This window comes from Pseudomonas sp. MIS38 (genome assembly GCF_019891575.1).
Lineage (GTDB): Bacteria > Pseudomonadota > Gammaproteobacteria > Pseudomonadales > Pseudomonadaceae > Aquipseudomonas > Aquipseudomonas putida_A.
This window is the reverse complement of the sequence record NZ_JAFLXF010000006.1, coordinates 226,050-241,200: the sequence shown is the minus strand read 5'-3', so window position 1 is coordinate 241,200 and position 15,151 is coordinate 226,050. Positions and strand designations below refer to the sequence as shown.

The following is a 15,151-nucleotide window of genomic DNA, read 5'->3' as shown; positions in this document are numbered from 1 at the left end:
GTCTTGAGCCATGCATCGACCTGAGAAACCGAGTCGATTATGGATTCAGCACCGCTCACTCATATCGGTGCCCATCTGGAACATCCCCCATCCAGTCCCCTCTCCCTCTGGGAGAGGGTTAGGGTGAGGGCCACCCCCAAGCCATGCACATTAGCGATGAGCAACACCGAACGCCTCATCCACCCGCGCCAGATCCTGTTCGTTCAACGTCCCCGCGTAGTAATGCAGCTTGGTCCAGGCCATCAAGTAGTCGTAGCGCGCCTGGGCCAGATCGCGGCGGGTGGTAAACAGTTGCTGTTCGGCGTTCAGCGCATCGAGGTTCGTCCGTTCACCGCCAAGAATGCTTTGCTTGGTCGACACCACCAGTGCTTCAGCCGAGGCCAGGGCCTTCTGGTAGGCGCGCAGTTTGTTGACGCCCGACAGGCAGGCGCTGAACTGGCGGCGCAGTTCGATCAGCGTCTCGCGGGTCTTGCCGTCGAGTTCGTATTCCGCCTGCTCCATGGTGCGGCTGGCCTGACGGGTCGAGGCCGACACCCCGCCACCAGCGTACAGCGGCACGTTGACTTCAAAGCCGATGGTGTTGGTGTCGTAGCGCTGGTTATAGGTGTTGCCGCTGTCCGATTCAGTCTTGCGGATCGACGCGTAGGCACTGACTTTCGGCAGGTGCCCGGCGCGGTTGCGCTCGACTTCGTACTTGGCCACTTCCACCGCCTGGCGTTGCGACGCCAGATTGGGATTGTTGCTGATCGCCAGCTCATGCCAGGTGTCGTAGTTGGCCGGCATCAGCGCGAAGGTCTGGAAATTCTGATCCAGTGGTGCCAGCTCGCTGATGTCCACCGTCTGCACGCCGACCAGCGCGCCCAACTCGCGCAGCGCCGCGTCCTGCTCGTTGCGCGCCTCGATCTCTTCGGCGGTCGCCAGTTCATAGCGCGACTCGGCTTCGAGAATGTCGGTGCGCGTGCCCTCGCCCTGTTTGAACATGTGTTCGTTCTGCTGGAACTGCTGCTCGTAAGCCTTCTTCTTGGCCTGGGCGATGTCGATCTGATCCTGAGCGAACAAGGCTTTGGTGTAGTTGTCCAGCACCCGTACCAGCAGCTCCTGACTCTTGCCGCGAAACGCTTCGTCGGCGAACAGCGACTGCGCCACGCCTTTGCGATACGCCGCGTAGGCTTCGTAGTCGAGCAACGGTTGCTGCAAGGTCAGGGTCGAGCCATAGCTGTTGTAGTTGCGGTCTTCGGTGAGGTTGCCGCGAGCGGTCAGTTGCGTGGCCTTCGAGGTGTTGTGACCCCGGTTGTAGTTGTAACCCAGTCTCGGCAACAGCCCGGCGCGGCCGATGATGCGGTTTTCCAGGCCTGCGTCGCGCTCCTTGATCGCGCCGAGGAACACCGGATCGTTGCGCAATGCCTGTTCGTAGACCTCGAATGGCCCCATGGCCGCCAGCGCGCTGTTTCCTGCGAGCAGCGTGAACGCTGCTCCCAACATCGAAAGCTTATTCATACAGCCGAACATCCTTATTCTTCAGTCAACGCAGAGCCAGCGCGATCGAGCAATGGTTTGAACAGGTAATTGAGCAGTGAACGTTCGCCGGTGCGCACGAACATTTCCGCCGGCATACCGGGCTTGATCACCAGACCGTGGAGTTTCTCCATCGCCTGATCACTGACGCTGCTGCGCAGCACGTAGTACGGCACGCCGGTTTTCTCGTCGACCATCTGGTCGGCGGAAATCAGGCTGACCTCACCCGGTACACGCGGGGTCTTGCTCTGGTTGAACGCGGTGAACAGGATATCGACCGGCAGATGCGTGCCGACCTTGTCGATCAGGTTGATCGGCAAGTGCCCTTCGACTTCCAGGGTGGTGCCTTGCGGGACGATCTCCAGCAGGGTTTCGCCCTGACGCACCACGGCGCCTTCGGTGTGCACGCCAAGGTTGACCGCCACGCCGTCGGCGGTGGCGAGGATCTCGCTGTGTTGCAGGTCGAAACCGGCCGAGGTCAGTTGCTCGGACAGGGTCACGCTTTTGAGTTGCGCGTCGGCCAGTTGCGTGCGCACTTCCTTTTGATATTCCTCGCCATGCTGTTGCAGTTTCAGGCGCGATTCGAGGATGCCCTGCTCCACCCGGCCGCTTTCACCGGTGTTTTCCGCCAGTTGTTGCTGCACTTGCGACAGCTGACGCTGGTACTCCATCAAGCGGTTGCGCGGGATGTAGCCGTTGTCCGCCAGTGGCTGCAGGTTGCTCAGTTGCTGTTGCAGCGAATCGGCCTGGGCATTGAGGTCGGTGCGGGCGCGGCGCATGCCCGCCAGCTGCGCGGTGGCGCCTTCAATGCTGGCGCGCAGACCGGCCTGCTCGCGGTAGAACGCTTCGCGACGGCTGCTGAACAGTTGACGCTGGCCTTCAAGAACCAGCGCCAGACGCGGATCCGGATCGTTACTCAGTTCGGCAGGAAAGGTGATTTCTTTGAGGTTGTCGCGTTCGGCCTGCCAGCGTGCGAGGCTAGCCCACGCCATGCGGTATTGCGCCTGTAGCGACTGCACATCGGCGGCGACCTGGGTCTGATCGAGGCGGAACAACGGTTGCCCCTGCTTCACGATTTCGCCTTCACGTACCAGAATCCGGCTGACCACGCCGCTGCTCATCGACTGCACAGCTTTGCGCTTGCCCGAGACCACCACGGTGCCTTGCACCGGAATCCCCTGATCCAGCGGCGCCAGTGCGGCCCAGGTGAAGAAACTGCCGGCGCCGACGATGGCCAGAATCCAGCCCATGCGGGCGAAGAATTTCGCATCGCGCTCCGGGCGCTCGGTGACGTACGCGTGTTCCATGGAGGCTTCGTTTTCAGTGTTCATGCTGGCGCTGCTCATACACCCGAATTCCTTGTCGAGGGCTGGTACTGCCGGCTCATGCTGAGCCCGCCCGGTGCCTGCGCGGATTTTTCCCGTTGTTGTTCCTGAGCGCCGGACAGCGCCTTGAGCACTTCCTGACTGGCGCCGAACGCCTGCAAGCGGCCATCGTTGAGCACCAGCAGTTTGTCCGCCTGAGCCAGTACCGAAGAGCGATGCGTCACCAGCACCACGGTGGTGCCCTTGGCCTTGAGCTGGGCGATGGCGCTGGCCAGCGCGGCTTCACCAACAGTGTCGAGGTTGGAGTTCGGCTCATCGAGCACCACCAGGCTCGGATCGCCATACATCGCACGGGCCAGGGCCACACGCTGCTTTTGACCGCCGGACAGGCCACTGCCGTCCTCGCCCAGTTGCGTGTCGTAGCCTTGCGGCAGGCGCAGAATCATCTCGTGGACGCCGGCCTGTTGCGCGGCGGCCACGACCTTCTCCGGGTTGGCTTCGCTGAAACGGGCAATGTTTTCGGCGATGCTGCCGCTGAACAGTTCGATGTCTTGTGGCAGGTAGCCGATGTACGGGCCGAGCTCGTCGCGGTTCCAGCGATGGATGTCGGCACTGTCCAGGCGCACCGTGCCGCCGAGGGTCGGCCACACGCCGACCAGCACACGGGCCAGGGTCGACTTGCCGGAACCGGAAGCACCGAGCACGCCGAGCACTTCGCCAGCGCCCAGATTGAAATTGATCATCTGCAGGGTTGCCGCGCGCTGCCCGGGAGGGCCGGCACTGACTTGCTCGAAGGTGATCTGGCCTTTCGGCGCCGGCAGCGCCATGGCGTCATCACTCGGCGGGAACGCCTGCAGCAAAGAGTCCAGACGACGATAGGCCAGCTTCGCCCCGCTCCACTGTTTCCACACGGCGATCAACTGGTCGATCGGGCTCAGCACGCGGCCCATCAGGATCGAACCGGCGATCATCATCCCGGCGGTCATGTCGCCCTTGATCACCAGTAACGCACCGAGGCCCAGCACCAGCGATTGCAGGCACAGGCGCAAGGTCTTACTGATCGAGCTGATCACCGCGCCGGTGTCGCTGGCCTGATTCTGCAGGCCGAGGAAACGCGAGTGCACGCCGAACCAACGCTTGCGCAACGCGCCGAGCATGCCCATGGCCTGGATGGTTTCCGCGTTGTGCAGGTGGCTGGTCGCCAGTTGGCTGGACTTCTGCGAGTAACCGGCGGCTTCGCCCAGCGGTTTCCTGGTCATGTATTCGTTGAGGCAGGCCAGCGCAATCAGCAGCAGCGCGCCGGCTGTGGCGAGCACGCCCAGCCAGACGTTGAACAGGTAGATGACAAACAGATAGACCGGGAACCACGGCGCGTCGAAAAACGCGAACAGGGCCGGGCCGGTGACGAATTGTCGAATGTGAGTCAGGTCGCCCAGCGATTGCCCGGCGTTGCCCTCGCCCTTGAACAGGTTGCGCTCGAATGCTGCCTGATACACCCGCAGGTTGAAGCGGCGCTCCAGTTGGCTGCCGATGCGGATCACGATGAAGCTGCGGATCACCTCCAGCATGCCGATGAAGGCAAAGAAGCCAACCACCATCAATGACAGCATCGCCAACGTCGTTTCGTTCTGCGAAGACAGTACGCGGTCGTAGACCTGCAGCATATAAATGGAGGGCACCAGCATCAGCACGTTAATCAGTGCGGTAAAGCACCCGACGCTGATCAGAATGCTTTTATAGTCACCCAAAGCCTTGAACAAGGGAGCGGTGGCTGGGGCCTTCGCCATCTTCATTGTTTCTTCCTGAAATGATAGATCCCGCCAGACTTCGACGAGCGCTCAATTAATGTTCCGCCTACCTGCGAAAGATGTTTTGCAAGTACTCGCTTACCATTCAACAACAACTGCGACAATCACTTATAACGTTCAAACACTGCCATATATTCAATCTGAATTAGTTGAGCGTTTATTTCGTCGCGCGTTCGAGTGTAACAATCAGGCCCGACTTCAAAGTGCTGGAATAGAGCCCGTCACCTTGTCGGCTGAAAAACACGATTCTTGAACCTTCCTTGCCGGTGATCGAAATTCCGTCGGGTTCCGGAAACCAGCCGATGGGCGAATCTTCCAGCCATGCGCCAAGGCATTCGGCGCCGTTGCCGACGGTCTGATTGGCTTGCAGTTCGAGGGCACAGGTGTTCGACGGTTTATCCTGCAGCTTTTGCGCTTCGGGCGCGTCATTTTCTGTGCTCAACGTCGCCTGCCATTGCCCGGCAAAAACCGATGGATCTTCAAGTCTGAGGCTGCTTGCCATGGTTGTTTCTCCAGAAATCATGATCAGCGCCGCCGAAAGCCACGCCATTGCCTTGTAGGTAAAAACTTTACAGATCATCAGAAAATTCGCTCCAGCACCTAGCCTTGCCCAGCCATCAACACGATGCAAGCAAAGAAAGCGGCGCATCAAGCGCCGCTTCCCGTTTCACATCACGCCACGATGTCGCTGGTCGCTGCCTGGCCCACGGTGCTGACCTGGAAGTCCGCCACGCCGTGCCCGGAGAAGTCCACCGACAACAGGCTGTTGCCACCCGACGAGGTCAGGATCGCGTCGCCGGCCGAACCGGTGAAGCTGCTGACAAAGTGCAGGCCGGAACCGTTGGTGATGGCGCTCAGGTCGATTTTGTCCAGACCGCTGACGAAATCGAGGATCTGATCGATTGCACCCGGCTTGGAGTCGGAGCTGGAGGCGAACACGAAAGTGTCCGAACCCGCACCGCCCCACAGTTTGTCCGCACCACCGGCGCCGTAGATGATGTCGTTGCCGGCACCACCCTTCAGCTCGTTGGACGCACTGTTACCGATCAGCAGATCGTTGCCCGAACCGCCGATGGCGTTCTCGATGGTCACGCCCTTGGCGATGGACACGTTACCGATCATGCCCCCTACGTCGGAGAACGAGGCTTCATTGAGGTTGATCTTCTGGTTCTGGGTGAAACCCGAGAAGTCGAAGGTGTCCTTGCCGCCCGCATCCCACACCGAGAACACCAGCTTGTCGCTCGACGACGAGGCGCTGAGGAAATCGCGACCGGCGTTGGAGTTGAAGCCGTAGGTGGTGTCACCGGTACGGGTGTTCATGTTGGCGCCGTACAGCTTCTGGATGGCCGCGATGTCATCCATCAGCGGGCCGGAAGCATAGGCTTCCACACCACCCTTACTGAAGTTCTGGGCGGTGTTGCTTTCGCTCCAGTAACTCATGAGGCTGTAACCGCGGGTGTCTTGCCCGTAGGAAGCATCCTTGTAAGTCGGATTGCCTTCGCCGGCGTTGTAGTCGCCAGGGTGAGACAGGCCCAGGGTGTGGCCGATTTCGTGGGTCAGGGTTTGACGCCCGTAATTGTTCAGACCCGGGGTTTTGTTGACGTCGTAGCCACTGCCGGTCAGGTACCAGGATTGACCGTCATAGCCTGGCTCGGTGCCTGGCAGGAACGCAAACGCCGCTGCGCCTTCCTGGCCGCCGCTGTAGTTACCGAAGGTCATGTGCCCGTCGCCACCTCGGGCCGATTCGGTGAACGTCACGTTGGCGACATCCGCCCAGGATTGCATGGCGAGCACGGCCTGGGCTTTCTGCAGGGAGCTGAACTGACTGAAACCGGTGACGCCCAGGCCGCTGAAGTTAGCGGTTTTGGCGGTCAGAAAGGTGTAGGTCAGTTCGATCTTGCCACTGTTGTCCAGGTCGTGCCAGGAGGCACCGTCGCGCAACAGTTGAGTGGCGGCTTGATCCACCGAGAAGGACGGTTTGCCATTGACCGTGAGGTTGCCGCCACGATCGTATTGATGGCTGAAGCTATTGATCTGGTTCCAGGCAGAGCTGGTCGCAGCCAGAGATTGCGCTGCGCCGACAGGCACGAATGTGTCTGCGGTGATATCAATAGCGTTCGCTTTTACTTTCGACATAAACACACTTCCTTGTTTAGCAATGGAACAGTTTTTGTCAGATAGCGACGATCCCTGGCGAGATCGTCCTATCACTCGCCCAATGAAGGCGTAAGAAACCTGACACAATTTGAAATCTGTCGTCTAGCATTTTTTTGAGATCAAATTGAACTGTTGCGTAAAACTGCCGAAAACAAAGCTTGCGGGGTCGAAAGATTGTTTTACCGGGCATCACCACGCCCAATTGTCTGACGATTTTCTATTTAAATATTAAATATTGGTAAGTTGTTTTTTGTTAGACGCGTCTCACTTTCCTGCACTCTATTAGTGCAATGCCAGTGTATTGATATCAAATAAAATGCTGCGCTGAAAACACATTGTGGGAGCGGGCTTGCTCGCGAATGCGGCTTATCAATCAACATAATTGCTGACCGAACGGACGCATTCGCGAGCAAGCCCGCTCCCACAGGAGGGGTGATGTGGTTTAGCTACCGGTACGGATCTTGTTCCACACCCGCGTGCGGATCCGATCGATGTTCAGCGGCATTGCCTCCAGCGCAAACAGCTTGCCCATCATCTCCGGGCTCGGATAGACCTTGGTGTCACCCTTGATTGCCGGATCGATCAGGCTGTCGGCCTGCTGGTTGCCATTGGCGTAGTGCACGTAATTGCTGATGCCGGCCATCACATCCGGACGCAGCAAATAGTTCATGAACGCGTAACCGGCCTTCTCGTCCGGCGCATCGGCGGGCATGGCGACCATGTCGAACCAGATGGCGGCGCCTTCCTTGGGAATCGCGTAACCGATGTCGATGCCGTTCTTCGCTTCCTTGGCGCGGTTTTCCGCTTGCAGGATGTCACCGGAGAAACCGACCGCCACGCAGATATCGCCATTGGCCAGGTCGCTGGTGTATTTCGAGGAATGGAAGTAGCTGACATACGGCCGCACTTTCATCAGCAGTGCTTCGGCTTTCTTGTAGTCCTCGGGGTTCTTGCTGTGGGGCGGCAAGCCCAGGTAATTGAGCGCCGCCGGCAGCAGTTCCGGGCCGTTATCGAGGATCGCCACGCAGCACTTCTGCAGTTTTTCCATGTATTCGGGCTTGAAGATCAGATCCCAGGAATCCACTGGCGCGTTATCACCCAGCACCGCCTTGACCTTGGCGACGTTGTAGCCGATGCCGGTGCTGCCCCACAGATACGGGAAACCGTGCTCGTTGTTCGGGTCATTGACCTGCAAGGCCTTGAGCAACACCGGGTTGAGGTTTTTCCAGTTCGGCAACTGGCTCTTGTCGAGCTTCTTCAGCGCCCCGCCCTGGATCTGCCGCGCCATGAAGTGGTTGGAAGGGAACACCACGTCATAACCGGATTTGCCGGTCATCAACTTGCCGTCGAGGGTTTCGTTGCTGTCGTAGACGTCATAGGTGACGCCGATGCCGGTGTCTTTCTGGAAATTTTTCGTGGTGTCCGGCGCGATGTAGTCGGACCAGTTATAAACCTTGACCGTTTCGGCGGCATGGCTGATCGAGGCGGCCAGCAGCAGCGGCGCCAGGGTAAGTGCTTTCTGGAGCATGGGTCGATTCCTGTAGAGACTATTGTTGTTGGCAGGCAATCAAAGGATCAGACAATCAGAAAATCAGCACGTAGGTCTTGCGCACAGTCTCCTGGATATCCCAGATACCGAGCGTGTTGGCCGGCAACATCAGTGCGTCGCCACCTTGTATGTGCAGGGTTTCGCCGTCGTCGTCCGGGGTGAACGTGCAACGGCCGGAGATGAAGTGGCAGAACTCCTGTGCGGTGATCTGCCGGCGCCAGCGCCCCGGGGTGCATTCCCAGACGCCGGTTTCAACGCCGTCATCGCGCTCGACGCTGGTGGTCGAGGCAATGGCGACCGGCTCGCTGAGTGGCACGGCCACCGGGTTGGATTCATCCATTTGCAGGCTGGCGGTGTTCTTGAACTGCGTAATGCTCATGGTGAGACCTGTCTTGTGAAGAAAACGGCGGTTAGTGCATGAAACCTTCCATGAAGCCCGCGACCTGACTGGCCAGCTTGCGCCGCCACGGGGCGCTGGCCGGGTTGGCCAGGGTCTGGTCTTCGTGGACGAAACTTTTGATGATCGCGTTGTAGCCAAGCCAGCGGCACGGCTCCGGCTCCCAGGCGCGTAGCGCATGAATTCCGCCGTCCGGCAGCACCCACGGCTGATGCACCAGTTCGGTATCGCGCTCGAGAATCAGATCGGCCAGGGTGCGGCCGCCGAGATTGCTGGCACCCACACCCTCCCCGCCATAACCGCCGGACAGCGCAATGCCATTGGCGCGATCGCAGAGCATGTGCGGCTTGAAGTGCCGGGACATGCCGAGGTTGCCGCCCCAGGCGTGGGTGATCTGCACGTTTTTCAACTGCGGGAACAGCTCGCCGAACAGATAGCGGCGCAGCTCAACCTCATCACGGGTCAGATCGAAGTTGTGGCGCAGTTTGCCGGCGAACTGGTAACCGCCGCGGGCGCCGAAGATCAGGCGGTTATCGGCGCTGCGCTGGCCATAAGTGACCTGACGGCTGAACTCACTGAAAGCCTGGCCACGGTTGAGGCCGATTTCATCCCAGGTCGCTGCCGACAACGGCTCGGTGGCGACAATCAAGCTTTGCACCGGCAACTGATAGCGGCCCAACGGTGGGAGCGTGACCGAATAACCTTCGACCGCCGGCACAATCCAGCGACTGCGCACACTGGCCCTGGCCGTGCGCAAACTGCCGGACTGCCAATGGGTGACTGGGCTGTTTTCATAGATCTTCACGCCCATGCTCTGCACGGTGCGCGCCAGACCGCGCACCAGTTTCGCCGGGTGAATGGTCGCCACGTGCGGCGCGTAAATGCCGCCGTAGGGTTTCGCCACACGAATCTGTTGCGCCAGTTGCTCGGGGTTCAGCCAGCGGTAATCGTTGTCGGTCAGGCCTTGGGCGTGCAGTTTGTCGAGGTATTCGCGCAGGCTGGCTTCCTGCTCCGGGTAACGGGCGGCGCAGTACAGCACCCCGCCTTTACGGTAATCGCAGTGGATGCCCTCACGTTCGAGGACAACTTCCACCTCATCGGGGATGCTGTGCAGCAGATCAAACGATGCGCGGCGTTGTTGTGGAGAGAGACCGGCGAACAGTCGATCCTCGCCCAGCAGGTTACCCATCAGCCAGCCGCCATTGCGCCCGGACGCGCCGAAACCGGCGGTTTGCGCCTCGACGATGGCGATATCGAGACCGGGGGCGAGTTTTTTCAGGTAGTACGCGGTCCACAACCCGGTATAACCGGCGCCGATGATCGCCACGTCGACATCCAGATCCTGCTCCAGCGCCGGCCGCGCAATCAGCGGCTCGTCGAGTTGATCCATCCACAAACTGATAGTGCGCCACGCCGGCATGCAAGACTCCGCCACTGAAAACCTTCGATGGCGTCGATCCTAGTGTGTGACTTCAATCACTGTCTTGCGCGCGTGCCCGCAAAGAAATTTGTTTGGCGTAGGCCTTCGGCGACTGGCCGGTGTGTTGGCGGAAACAACTGTAGAACGCTGACAGCGAGTTGAAACCGGCAGCAAACGCCAGCTCATCGATGCGCAGCGGTGGCGTGGCCTGATCCAGTGACTTGAGCAAGTGCTGCAGGCGGGCCTGGTTGACGTAGCGATAGAAGCTCTGGCCCAACACCTGATTGAGCAGATAGGAAATCTGATTGCGGCTGTAGCCGCACTCCTTTGCCACCCGTTGCAGATCCAGTTCCGGATCGAGGTACGGCTGCTGCCGCTCAAAATACTGCTGCAGATCCTCGGCCATGAAACTGATCTGGCGCGGCGACAGCCCCAGGCGACTCACCGCCGGGCGCTGACTGGGTGCGACAGCGCCGTTGGTTTGCGTGCGGACCAGCGAGGCGTATTCGTTGACCCGCCAGATCAGGCCGTCCTTGACCGTGATCGCTTCGCTGGATCGGAACGACACCAGCCCGTCGCCACCGCGCAAAGTCACTTCGTATTGAATGAACGCGGTGTTGCCATCCACGCGAATCCGGTCGCAATGCTCGAGCGCTTCGTCGGATTCTCGCGGCATGCTCACGCGCACGTACTCGCGCAATTCGTCGAGGCCGAGGACCCGGTTCTGAAAAAAATCGTTGTAGTGGACGTCCGGGTGATACAGCGCCATGACGCTGTCCAGATCGCGGTGCTTCCAGCTCAGGTGGTAGCGCATGACCGTGGCGGCCGTGGCCGGGGTCTGTTCGGGGCCGTCATCGTCGGCGTGCATAAAGGGCTCGGCGCAAAAGAACCGAGCTTGCCCAAGTTCGACAAAACGATCAACGAGCAAACCGTAGTGGCCATTTGGCGATGACTGATCCCGACGTGACTTACATCAAAAAACGCGCAGCAATCGCAAAATGAACTGAAAAATCTCACGGAAAATTCACATGCGGGTGCTACTTTTAACGTCACTGACCGGTTGAGCCAATGAAGGCTCTTCCCACCTAACATGAGCAAAAGGAAGCGCTCGATGAAGAAGGCGGGCAACACATGAATAAAGGCTCCAGTAAAGTCACGTTTCCCAATGCGTGCCAACTGATGCGTTGGCACTTTCATCCCATGGGTTTTGAGGCAACGATGGATGCGCCGGGCAGCATGATTGCCCGTCTGTTTGATCGTGCCAGCGGTGAAACCATGATCGCCATCGCCGGTATTCCTTGTGCGACGGTGATGAACGCGGCCGATGTCGAGCGCATCATTGAGGCTGTGGAAGACGAACTGGAGGCTTTCATTCCTCCGGAATCTCTCAAGAGTTACGCATAACCTATTGTTTTATATAAAAAAGCCCGCCAATTCAGGCGGGCTTTTTTTGTGCTTGCGTGCTACGCGTTTTGCGGCTGTTTCCGGTGATCAGCGAAAAACGCCTTGCCTTGGGTAACCCGATTGGACGCCCTTGGCATGTTCACCGCCTGGGTATCCTGCGGCTCGACGTACCAGTAGCAATGGCTGACCGCCCGGGTGATACCAACGTAGGCCAGCCGCAGAATCTCGTCCTTCTGCGCCGTGTCATAAGGCTCACTGTCGCCAGCCTTGCCCAAGCCGGCCATGCGATACACCTGGTTCTTGTAGGGCGAACTGGTCAGGTGCTGGCAGTCACCGAGCAGGAACACCGCATCAGCCTGCAGCCCCTTGGAGCTGTGGTAAGTCAGCTGTTTCAGCCGTCGCGCTTCGTACGGCAAACTCGAATCAACATTAACTACAGGCTGAATATGCTGCTCTATCAATAACTTATCGCTGCTTTTTCGATAGAGCATCAAGATCGAATCGCCACGATTGTAATGTTCGGCCAAGCGCTGCCCCATGGCCTGGTCATCGCGCTCCAGCACATTGACTGGCTGCAATGCCTTGGGAGCACCGCTGGCCTTGGCCTTCTTGCCGGGGATTGCCGGCGCGGCACGAACGATGTGTTCGGCAGCATCGATGATGTGCTGATGGCTGCGATAGTTGTCGCTGAGCATCACCCGAGTAGTGCTCGGCGACGGGAATTCCTTGTTGAACTCCATGAAGTAACTCGGCGAACTGCCGCGCCAGCCGTAGATCGACTGCCAATCGTCGCCGACACACAGCAACGAAGAACGCTGCGCACCCCGCCCGACATGCATGGCCGGGCCGCGACTGCGGATTTCCGCCAGGCTGGCGCGGATCCACGAGACGATTTGCGGCGATACGTCCTGAAACTCGTCGATCATCAGGTGCGACATCGGTCGCAGCAGCTCATCGCTGAGCAACTTGAGGTTCTCCGGCGAATGTTCGCTGAACAGCGCGAACATTCGGTTGTAGGTCATCACCGGCGGCTTCTGATCGAGCAAATGATCTTCCAGGGCACGCCAGAACAGGCTCAGCGCCTCAAAGAAGAATCGGTCCGGGTCGTCTTTGGCAAAACTCATGCGGCCGACGGCATCCGGCACGTCCAGCCCAAGGTTTTCGATAAAGCCGGCCGCCGCAACAAAACAGTCCAGTAACGGCGCCGAAACCAGTTCACCTTTGACCTTGTAATCGAACCCCGGACCGGCGCTCGCATCGCCAGCCAACGTCGACAGAACCCGCTTTGACATTTCATAGCTATCCAGCCAAATCAATGGCTTACGACAGAAAGCTTGAAACAGGGTGCGCTTCACAGCCCATTCAGCACGCACGCTAAGTTTGGCGTTTGGACGGCAGATTTGCGGGTTTTCCCGGGGATCGAAGCCGAGCACCACCCAGGTATCGAGGCTAGGAATGTAGCCGTGGCAGTGAAAGGTCGAACCGTTGATCTCGAACGTCTGCCGGCTGGGCTCAATGCCCTTGATCGGCCAGGCACCTGCGCGAAACCACAGGTCTTCGATGGCATCGCACAGTTCTTCGTCGCGTTTGGCTGCCAGTTCGGTCACCGCCATGCGCTTCTGCACGTCCGGGTGATCGCGCTCAAGCTCCTTGAGCTGCAAGGCAGCCTTGGCCAGTGGTTGAATCAACTGGCGGAAACGTTGGTCCTGATTGAATAACCGGTGGTAGCACGCGTTGAGCTGCTGGCGCTGGGCATCGTTGATCCGCAGATCGAACGGGTTGCTGTCGACCTCCTCGTCAGCGCCTTGTGGCCGATTGCTGAGATTTTCAAAAGCCTGCAAGCGTTCGAACCCCGGCAGGCTGCGTACCATCGGCAAAATGCGTGAGTGAAAGGTGCGCACCAGTTCCCGCGCCTGTTGCAGGCTCAATGGCTGGCCCCAGAGCGCGAACATCTCGATCAGCTTATTGATGAAATCCTTGCGCGACTCACGGGTGAAGGTCACCACGGTCATTGAATCCAGCTCAAAGCCCAGATAATGCGTGAGCAACAGGATGCGCAGCACCAGCGTGGTCGACTTGCCTGCCCCGGCCCCGGCGATCACCGAGGTCGAAGGAGTGTCACTGAAAATCATCTTCCATTGAGCGAGGCTTGGCTGGGCATGCGCGGGCAGCAGGCGCGCCACATCGGCTTTCATGCGTTTCTTCAGCTCGGCGCTGAGCGGCAGACGCCAGTCGTCGAACAGATGATTATCGACGCTCGGCGGACGATGCTCGGTGCTGCGACTGTCACGAATCAGCAAAACCTGGCGGCCTTCCTCCAGCCCTTCAAGTTTTCCCTCTTTGAAGCCGTACTCCACGCCAGCGGTGTGTCCGCTGCGAAAACCGTCCGCCTGACCGTGCAGCCAAGAGGCTCGGTGCTGGGCGCGCAAACGCGTCAGGCCGTGGCCGAAAAAACGCGCGGCCAGACGCTTGAACCATGGCATCTCGGCCAGTGGGCGAAGTTCGGGAGGAAGATCGGGAGTGTGTTGCGCCACGCTGAGGGGCTCCAGTGTGTGAGGCTGTTGGGGGCTATGGTGGCCGTATTCGCCCGTGAGTTCTAGCGAAATGCTTACAGCTCATTGGTTTAGGCGATGAACTGAAAGTTGGATGAGATCGTTTCGAGCCAGTTTCTCATCAACGGATTCGATGAGAATGCCGCACTTTTTACGCTTTTTCTCGATGGTTGCCTGATGGATGATGCCCGTCATAACCGACGGTCTCGCTTCATGGCTCTGGCGTTACGCGCCATGACGAACCTTTTCAGGAGACGATCATGCTTGAACTCAGACCTTTCAACACGCTGGGCGGCGCTCATCACGGCTGGCTGGATGCCCATCACCACTTTTCGTTCGCCGAATACTACGACCCGCAACGCATGAACTGGGGCAATCTGCGGGTGTGGAACGATGACGTGATCGCCGCCGGCACCGGATTCCCGCTGCACCCGCACCGCGACATGGAAATCATCACCTACGTGCGTGAAGGTGCGATTACCCACCAGGACAACCTTGGCAACAAGGGACGCACTGAAGCCGGCGACGTGCAGGTCATGAGCGCGGGTACCGGCATCGCACACAGCGAGTACAACCTGGAAGACAAAGAGACCCGAATCTTTCAGATCTGGATTCTGCCGACGGAAACTGGCGCGCCGCCATCGTGGGGTGCCAAACCGTTCCCCAAAGGCCAGCGCGAAGGCTTCGTGACCCTCGCCAGCGGCAAGGACGGCGACGATCAGAGCCTGCGCATTCGCGGTGATGCGCGGTTGGTCGCAGCCAACCTCAAGGCCGGCGAAACAGCTGAATATCAGTTGGATGCCGGACGTCGAGCGTATCTGGTACCCGCCACCGGTCTGATTGAAGTCAATGGCTTGCGCGCACAAGCTCGAGACGGTGTCGCCGTCGAGCATGAGTCAATACTGACGGTGACGGCACTCGAAGACAGCGAAATCGTGTTGGTGGATCTGGCTTGATCGCCTGATATGCAGGTAAAAAAAGGGGCGACCGTCATGGTCGCCCCTTTTTTGCAGCTTTTGTGGCG

The 15,151-nt window shown here is 59.2% G+C and carries 12 protein-coding genes; 2 read left to right on the top strand and 10 right to left on the bottom strand.

The window, feature by feature from the left end; genetic code table 11:
* Nucleotides 1–150: 150 nt before the first annotated feature.
* The 9 genes from J1G18_RS10105 to J1G18_RS10065 form a co-directional block, all read right to left on the bottom strand.
* The gene (locus tag J1G18_RS10105; RefSeq protein WP_210557197.1) at nucleotides 151–1,509 is read right to left on the bottom strand and encodes a TolC family outer membrane protein; all 1,359 of its coding nucleotides are present in this window, start codon (nucleotides 1,507–1,509) and stop codon (nucleotides 151–153) included.
* Between the two features lie 2 nt (nucleotides 1,510–1,511).
* Entirely contained in the window at nucleotides 1,512–2,861 is a 1,350-nt protein-coding gene (locus J1G18_RS10100) for an HlyD family type I secretion periplasmic adaptor subunit (protein ID WP_003225006.1), read from the bottom strand.
* Nucleotides 2,858–4,633 (bottom strand): type I secretion system permease/ATPase, encoded by a 1,776-nt coding sequence (locus J1G18_RS10095; protein ID WP_223007590.1) that lies wholly within the window; start codon nucleotides 4,631–4,633, stop codon nucleotides 2,858–2,860. Before J1G18_RS10095 ends, J1G18_RS10100 begins: the two co-directional genes overlap by 4 nt.
* Nucleotides 4,634–4,805: 172 nt before the next feature.
* Nucleotides 4,806–5,228: an AprI/Inh family metalloprotease inhibitor gene (locus tag J1G18_RS10090; RefSeq protein WP_153049092.1), complete on the bottom strand. Its 423-nt coding sequence runs from the start codon at nucleotides 5,226–5,228 to the stop codon at nucleotides 4,806–4,808.
* Nucleotides 5,229–5,320: 92 nt separating this feature from the next.
* Entirely contained in the window at nucleotides 5,321–6,784 is a 1,464-nt protein-coding gene (locus J1G18_RS10085; protein WP_134786450.1) for a serralysin family metalloprotease, read from the bottom strand.
* 463 nt (nucleotides 6,785–7,247) lie between these two features.
* Nucleotides 7,248–8,333 carry a polyamine ABC transporter substrate-binding protein gene (locus J1G18_RS10080; RefSeq protein ID WP_223007589.1) on the bottom strand — a complete coding sequence of 362 codons (1,086 nt, stop codon included), beginning with the start codon at nucleotides 8,331–8,333 and terminating at the stop codon, nucleotides 7,248–7,250.
* Nucleotides 8,334–8,388: 55 nt separating this feature from the next.
* Entirely contained in the window at nucleotides 8,389–8,733 is a 345-nt protein-coding gene (locus tag J1G18_RS10075) for a cupin domain-containing protein (RefSeq protein WP_223007588.1), read from the bottom strand.
* A 31-nt stretch (nucleotides 8,734–8,764) separates the two neighbouring features.
* Nucleotides 8,765–10,171, bottom strand: coding sequence for an NAD(P)/FAD-dependent oxidoreductase (locus tag J1G18_RS10070; RefSeq protein ID WP_223007587.1), 1,407 nt, complete (start codon nucleotides 10,169–10,171; stop codon nucleotides 8,765–8,767).
* A 52-nt stretch (nucleotides 10,172–10,223) separates the two neighbouring features.
* A complete protein-coding gene (locus J1G18_RS10065; RefSeq protein ID WP_223007586.1) occupies nucleotides 10,224–11,039 on the bottom strand; it encodes a helix-turn-helix domain-containing protein in 816 nt (271 codons plus the stop codon).
* Nucleotides 11,040–11,302: 263 nt separating this feature from the next.
* On the opposite strand from J1G18_RS10065, the gene J1G18_RS10060 reads away from it, so the two are divergent.
* Nucleotides 11,303–11,575, top strand: a complete 273-nt coding sequence (locus J1G18_RS10060; RefSeq protein WP_025109621.1) for a DUF1652 domain-containing protein — start codon at nucleotides 11,303–11,305, stop codon at nucleotides 11,573–11,575.
* A 59-nt stretch (nucleotides 11,576–11,634) separates the two neighbouring features.
* Here the strand turns inward: J1G18_RS10060 and J1G18_RS10055 are convergent, their stop codons facing one another.
* A complete protein-coding gene (locus tag J1G18_RS10055) occupies nucleotides 11,635–14,109 on the bottom strand; it encodes a UvrD-helicase domain-containing protein (protein WP_223007585.1) in 2,475 nt (824 codons plus the stop codon).
* Between the two features lie 278 nt (nucleotides 14,110–14,387).
* Between J1G18_RS10055 and J1G18_RS10050 the strand changes: the two genes are divergently transcribed.
* On the top strand, nucleotides 14,388–15,083 hold the full coding sequence (locus tag J1G18_RS10050; protein WP_027612774.1) for a pirin family protein: 696 nt from the start codon (nucleotides 14,388–14,390) through the stop codon (nucleotides 15,081–15,083).
* Nucleotides 15,084–15,151: the final 68 nt, after the last annotated feature.

Excerpts from the sequence above, each read along its gene's own strand:
- J1G18_RS10105 (WP_210557197.1), bottom strand. The coding sequence starts at position 1,509 with ATGTTCGGCTGTATGAATAAGCTTTCGATGTTGGGAGCAGCGTTCACG.
- J1G18_RS10090 (WP_153049092.1), bottom strand. The coding sequence starts at position 5,228 with ATGATCTGTAAAGTTTTTACCTACAAGGCAATGGCGTGGCTTTCGGCG.
- J1G18_RS10060 (WP_025109621.1), top strand. The coding sequence starts at position 11,303 with ATGAATAAAGGCTCCAGTAAAGTCACGTTTCCCAATGCGTGCCAACTG.
- J1G18_RS10080 (WP_223007589.1), bottom strand. The coding sequence starts at position 8,333 with ATGCTCCAGAAAGCACTTACCCTGGCGCCGCTGCTGCTGGCCGCCTCG.
- J1G18_RS10050 (WP_027612774.1), top strand. The coding sequence starts at position 14,388 with ATGCTTGAACTCAGACCTTTCAACACGCTGGGCGGCGCTCATCACGGC.
- J1G18_RS10095 (WP_223007590.1), bottom strand. The coding sequence starts at position 4,633 with ATGAAGATGGCGAAGGCCCCAGCCACCGCTCCCTTGTTCAAGGCTTTG.
- J1G18_RS10075 (WP_223007588.1), bottom strand. The coding sequence starts at position 8,733 with ATGAGCATTACGCAGTTCAAGAACACCGCCAGCCTGCAAATGGATGAA.
- J1G18_RS10065 (WP_223007586.1), bottom strand. The coding sequence starts at position 11,039 with ATGCACGCCGACGATGACGGCCCCGAACAGACCCCGGCCACGGCCGCC.
- J1G18_RS10085 (WP_134786450.1), bottom strand. The coding sequence starts at position 6,784 with ATGTCGAAAGTAAAAGCGAACGCTATTGATATCACCGCAGACACATTC.
- J1G18_RS10100 (WP_003225006.1), bottom strand. The coding sequence starts at position 2,861 with ATGAGCAGCGCCAGCATGAACACTGAAAACGAAGCCTCCATGGAACAC.
- J1G18_RS10070 (WP_223007587.1), bottom strand. The coding sequence starts at position 10,171 with ATGCCGGCGTGGCGCACTATCAGTTTGTGGATGGATCAACTCGACGAG.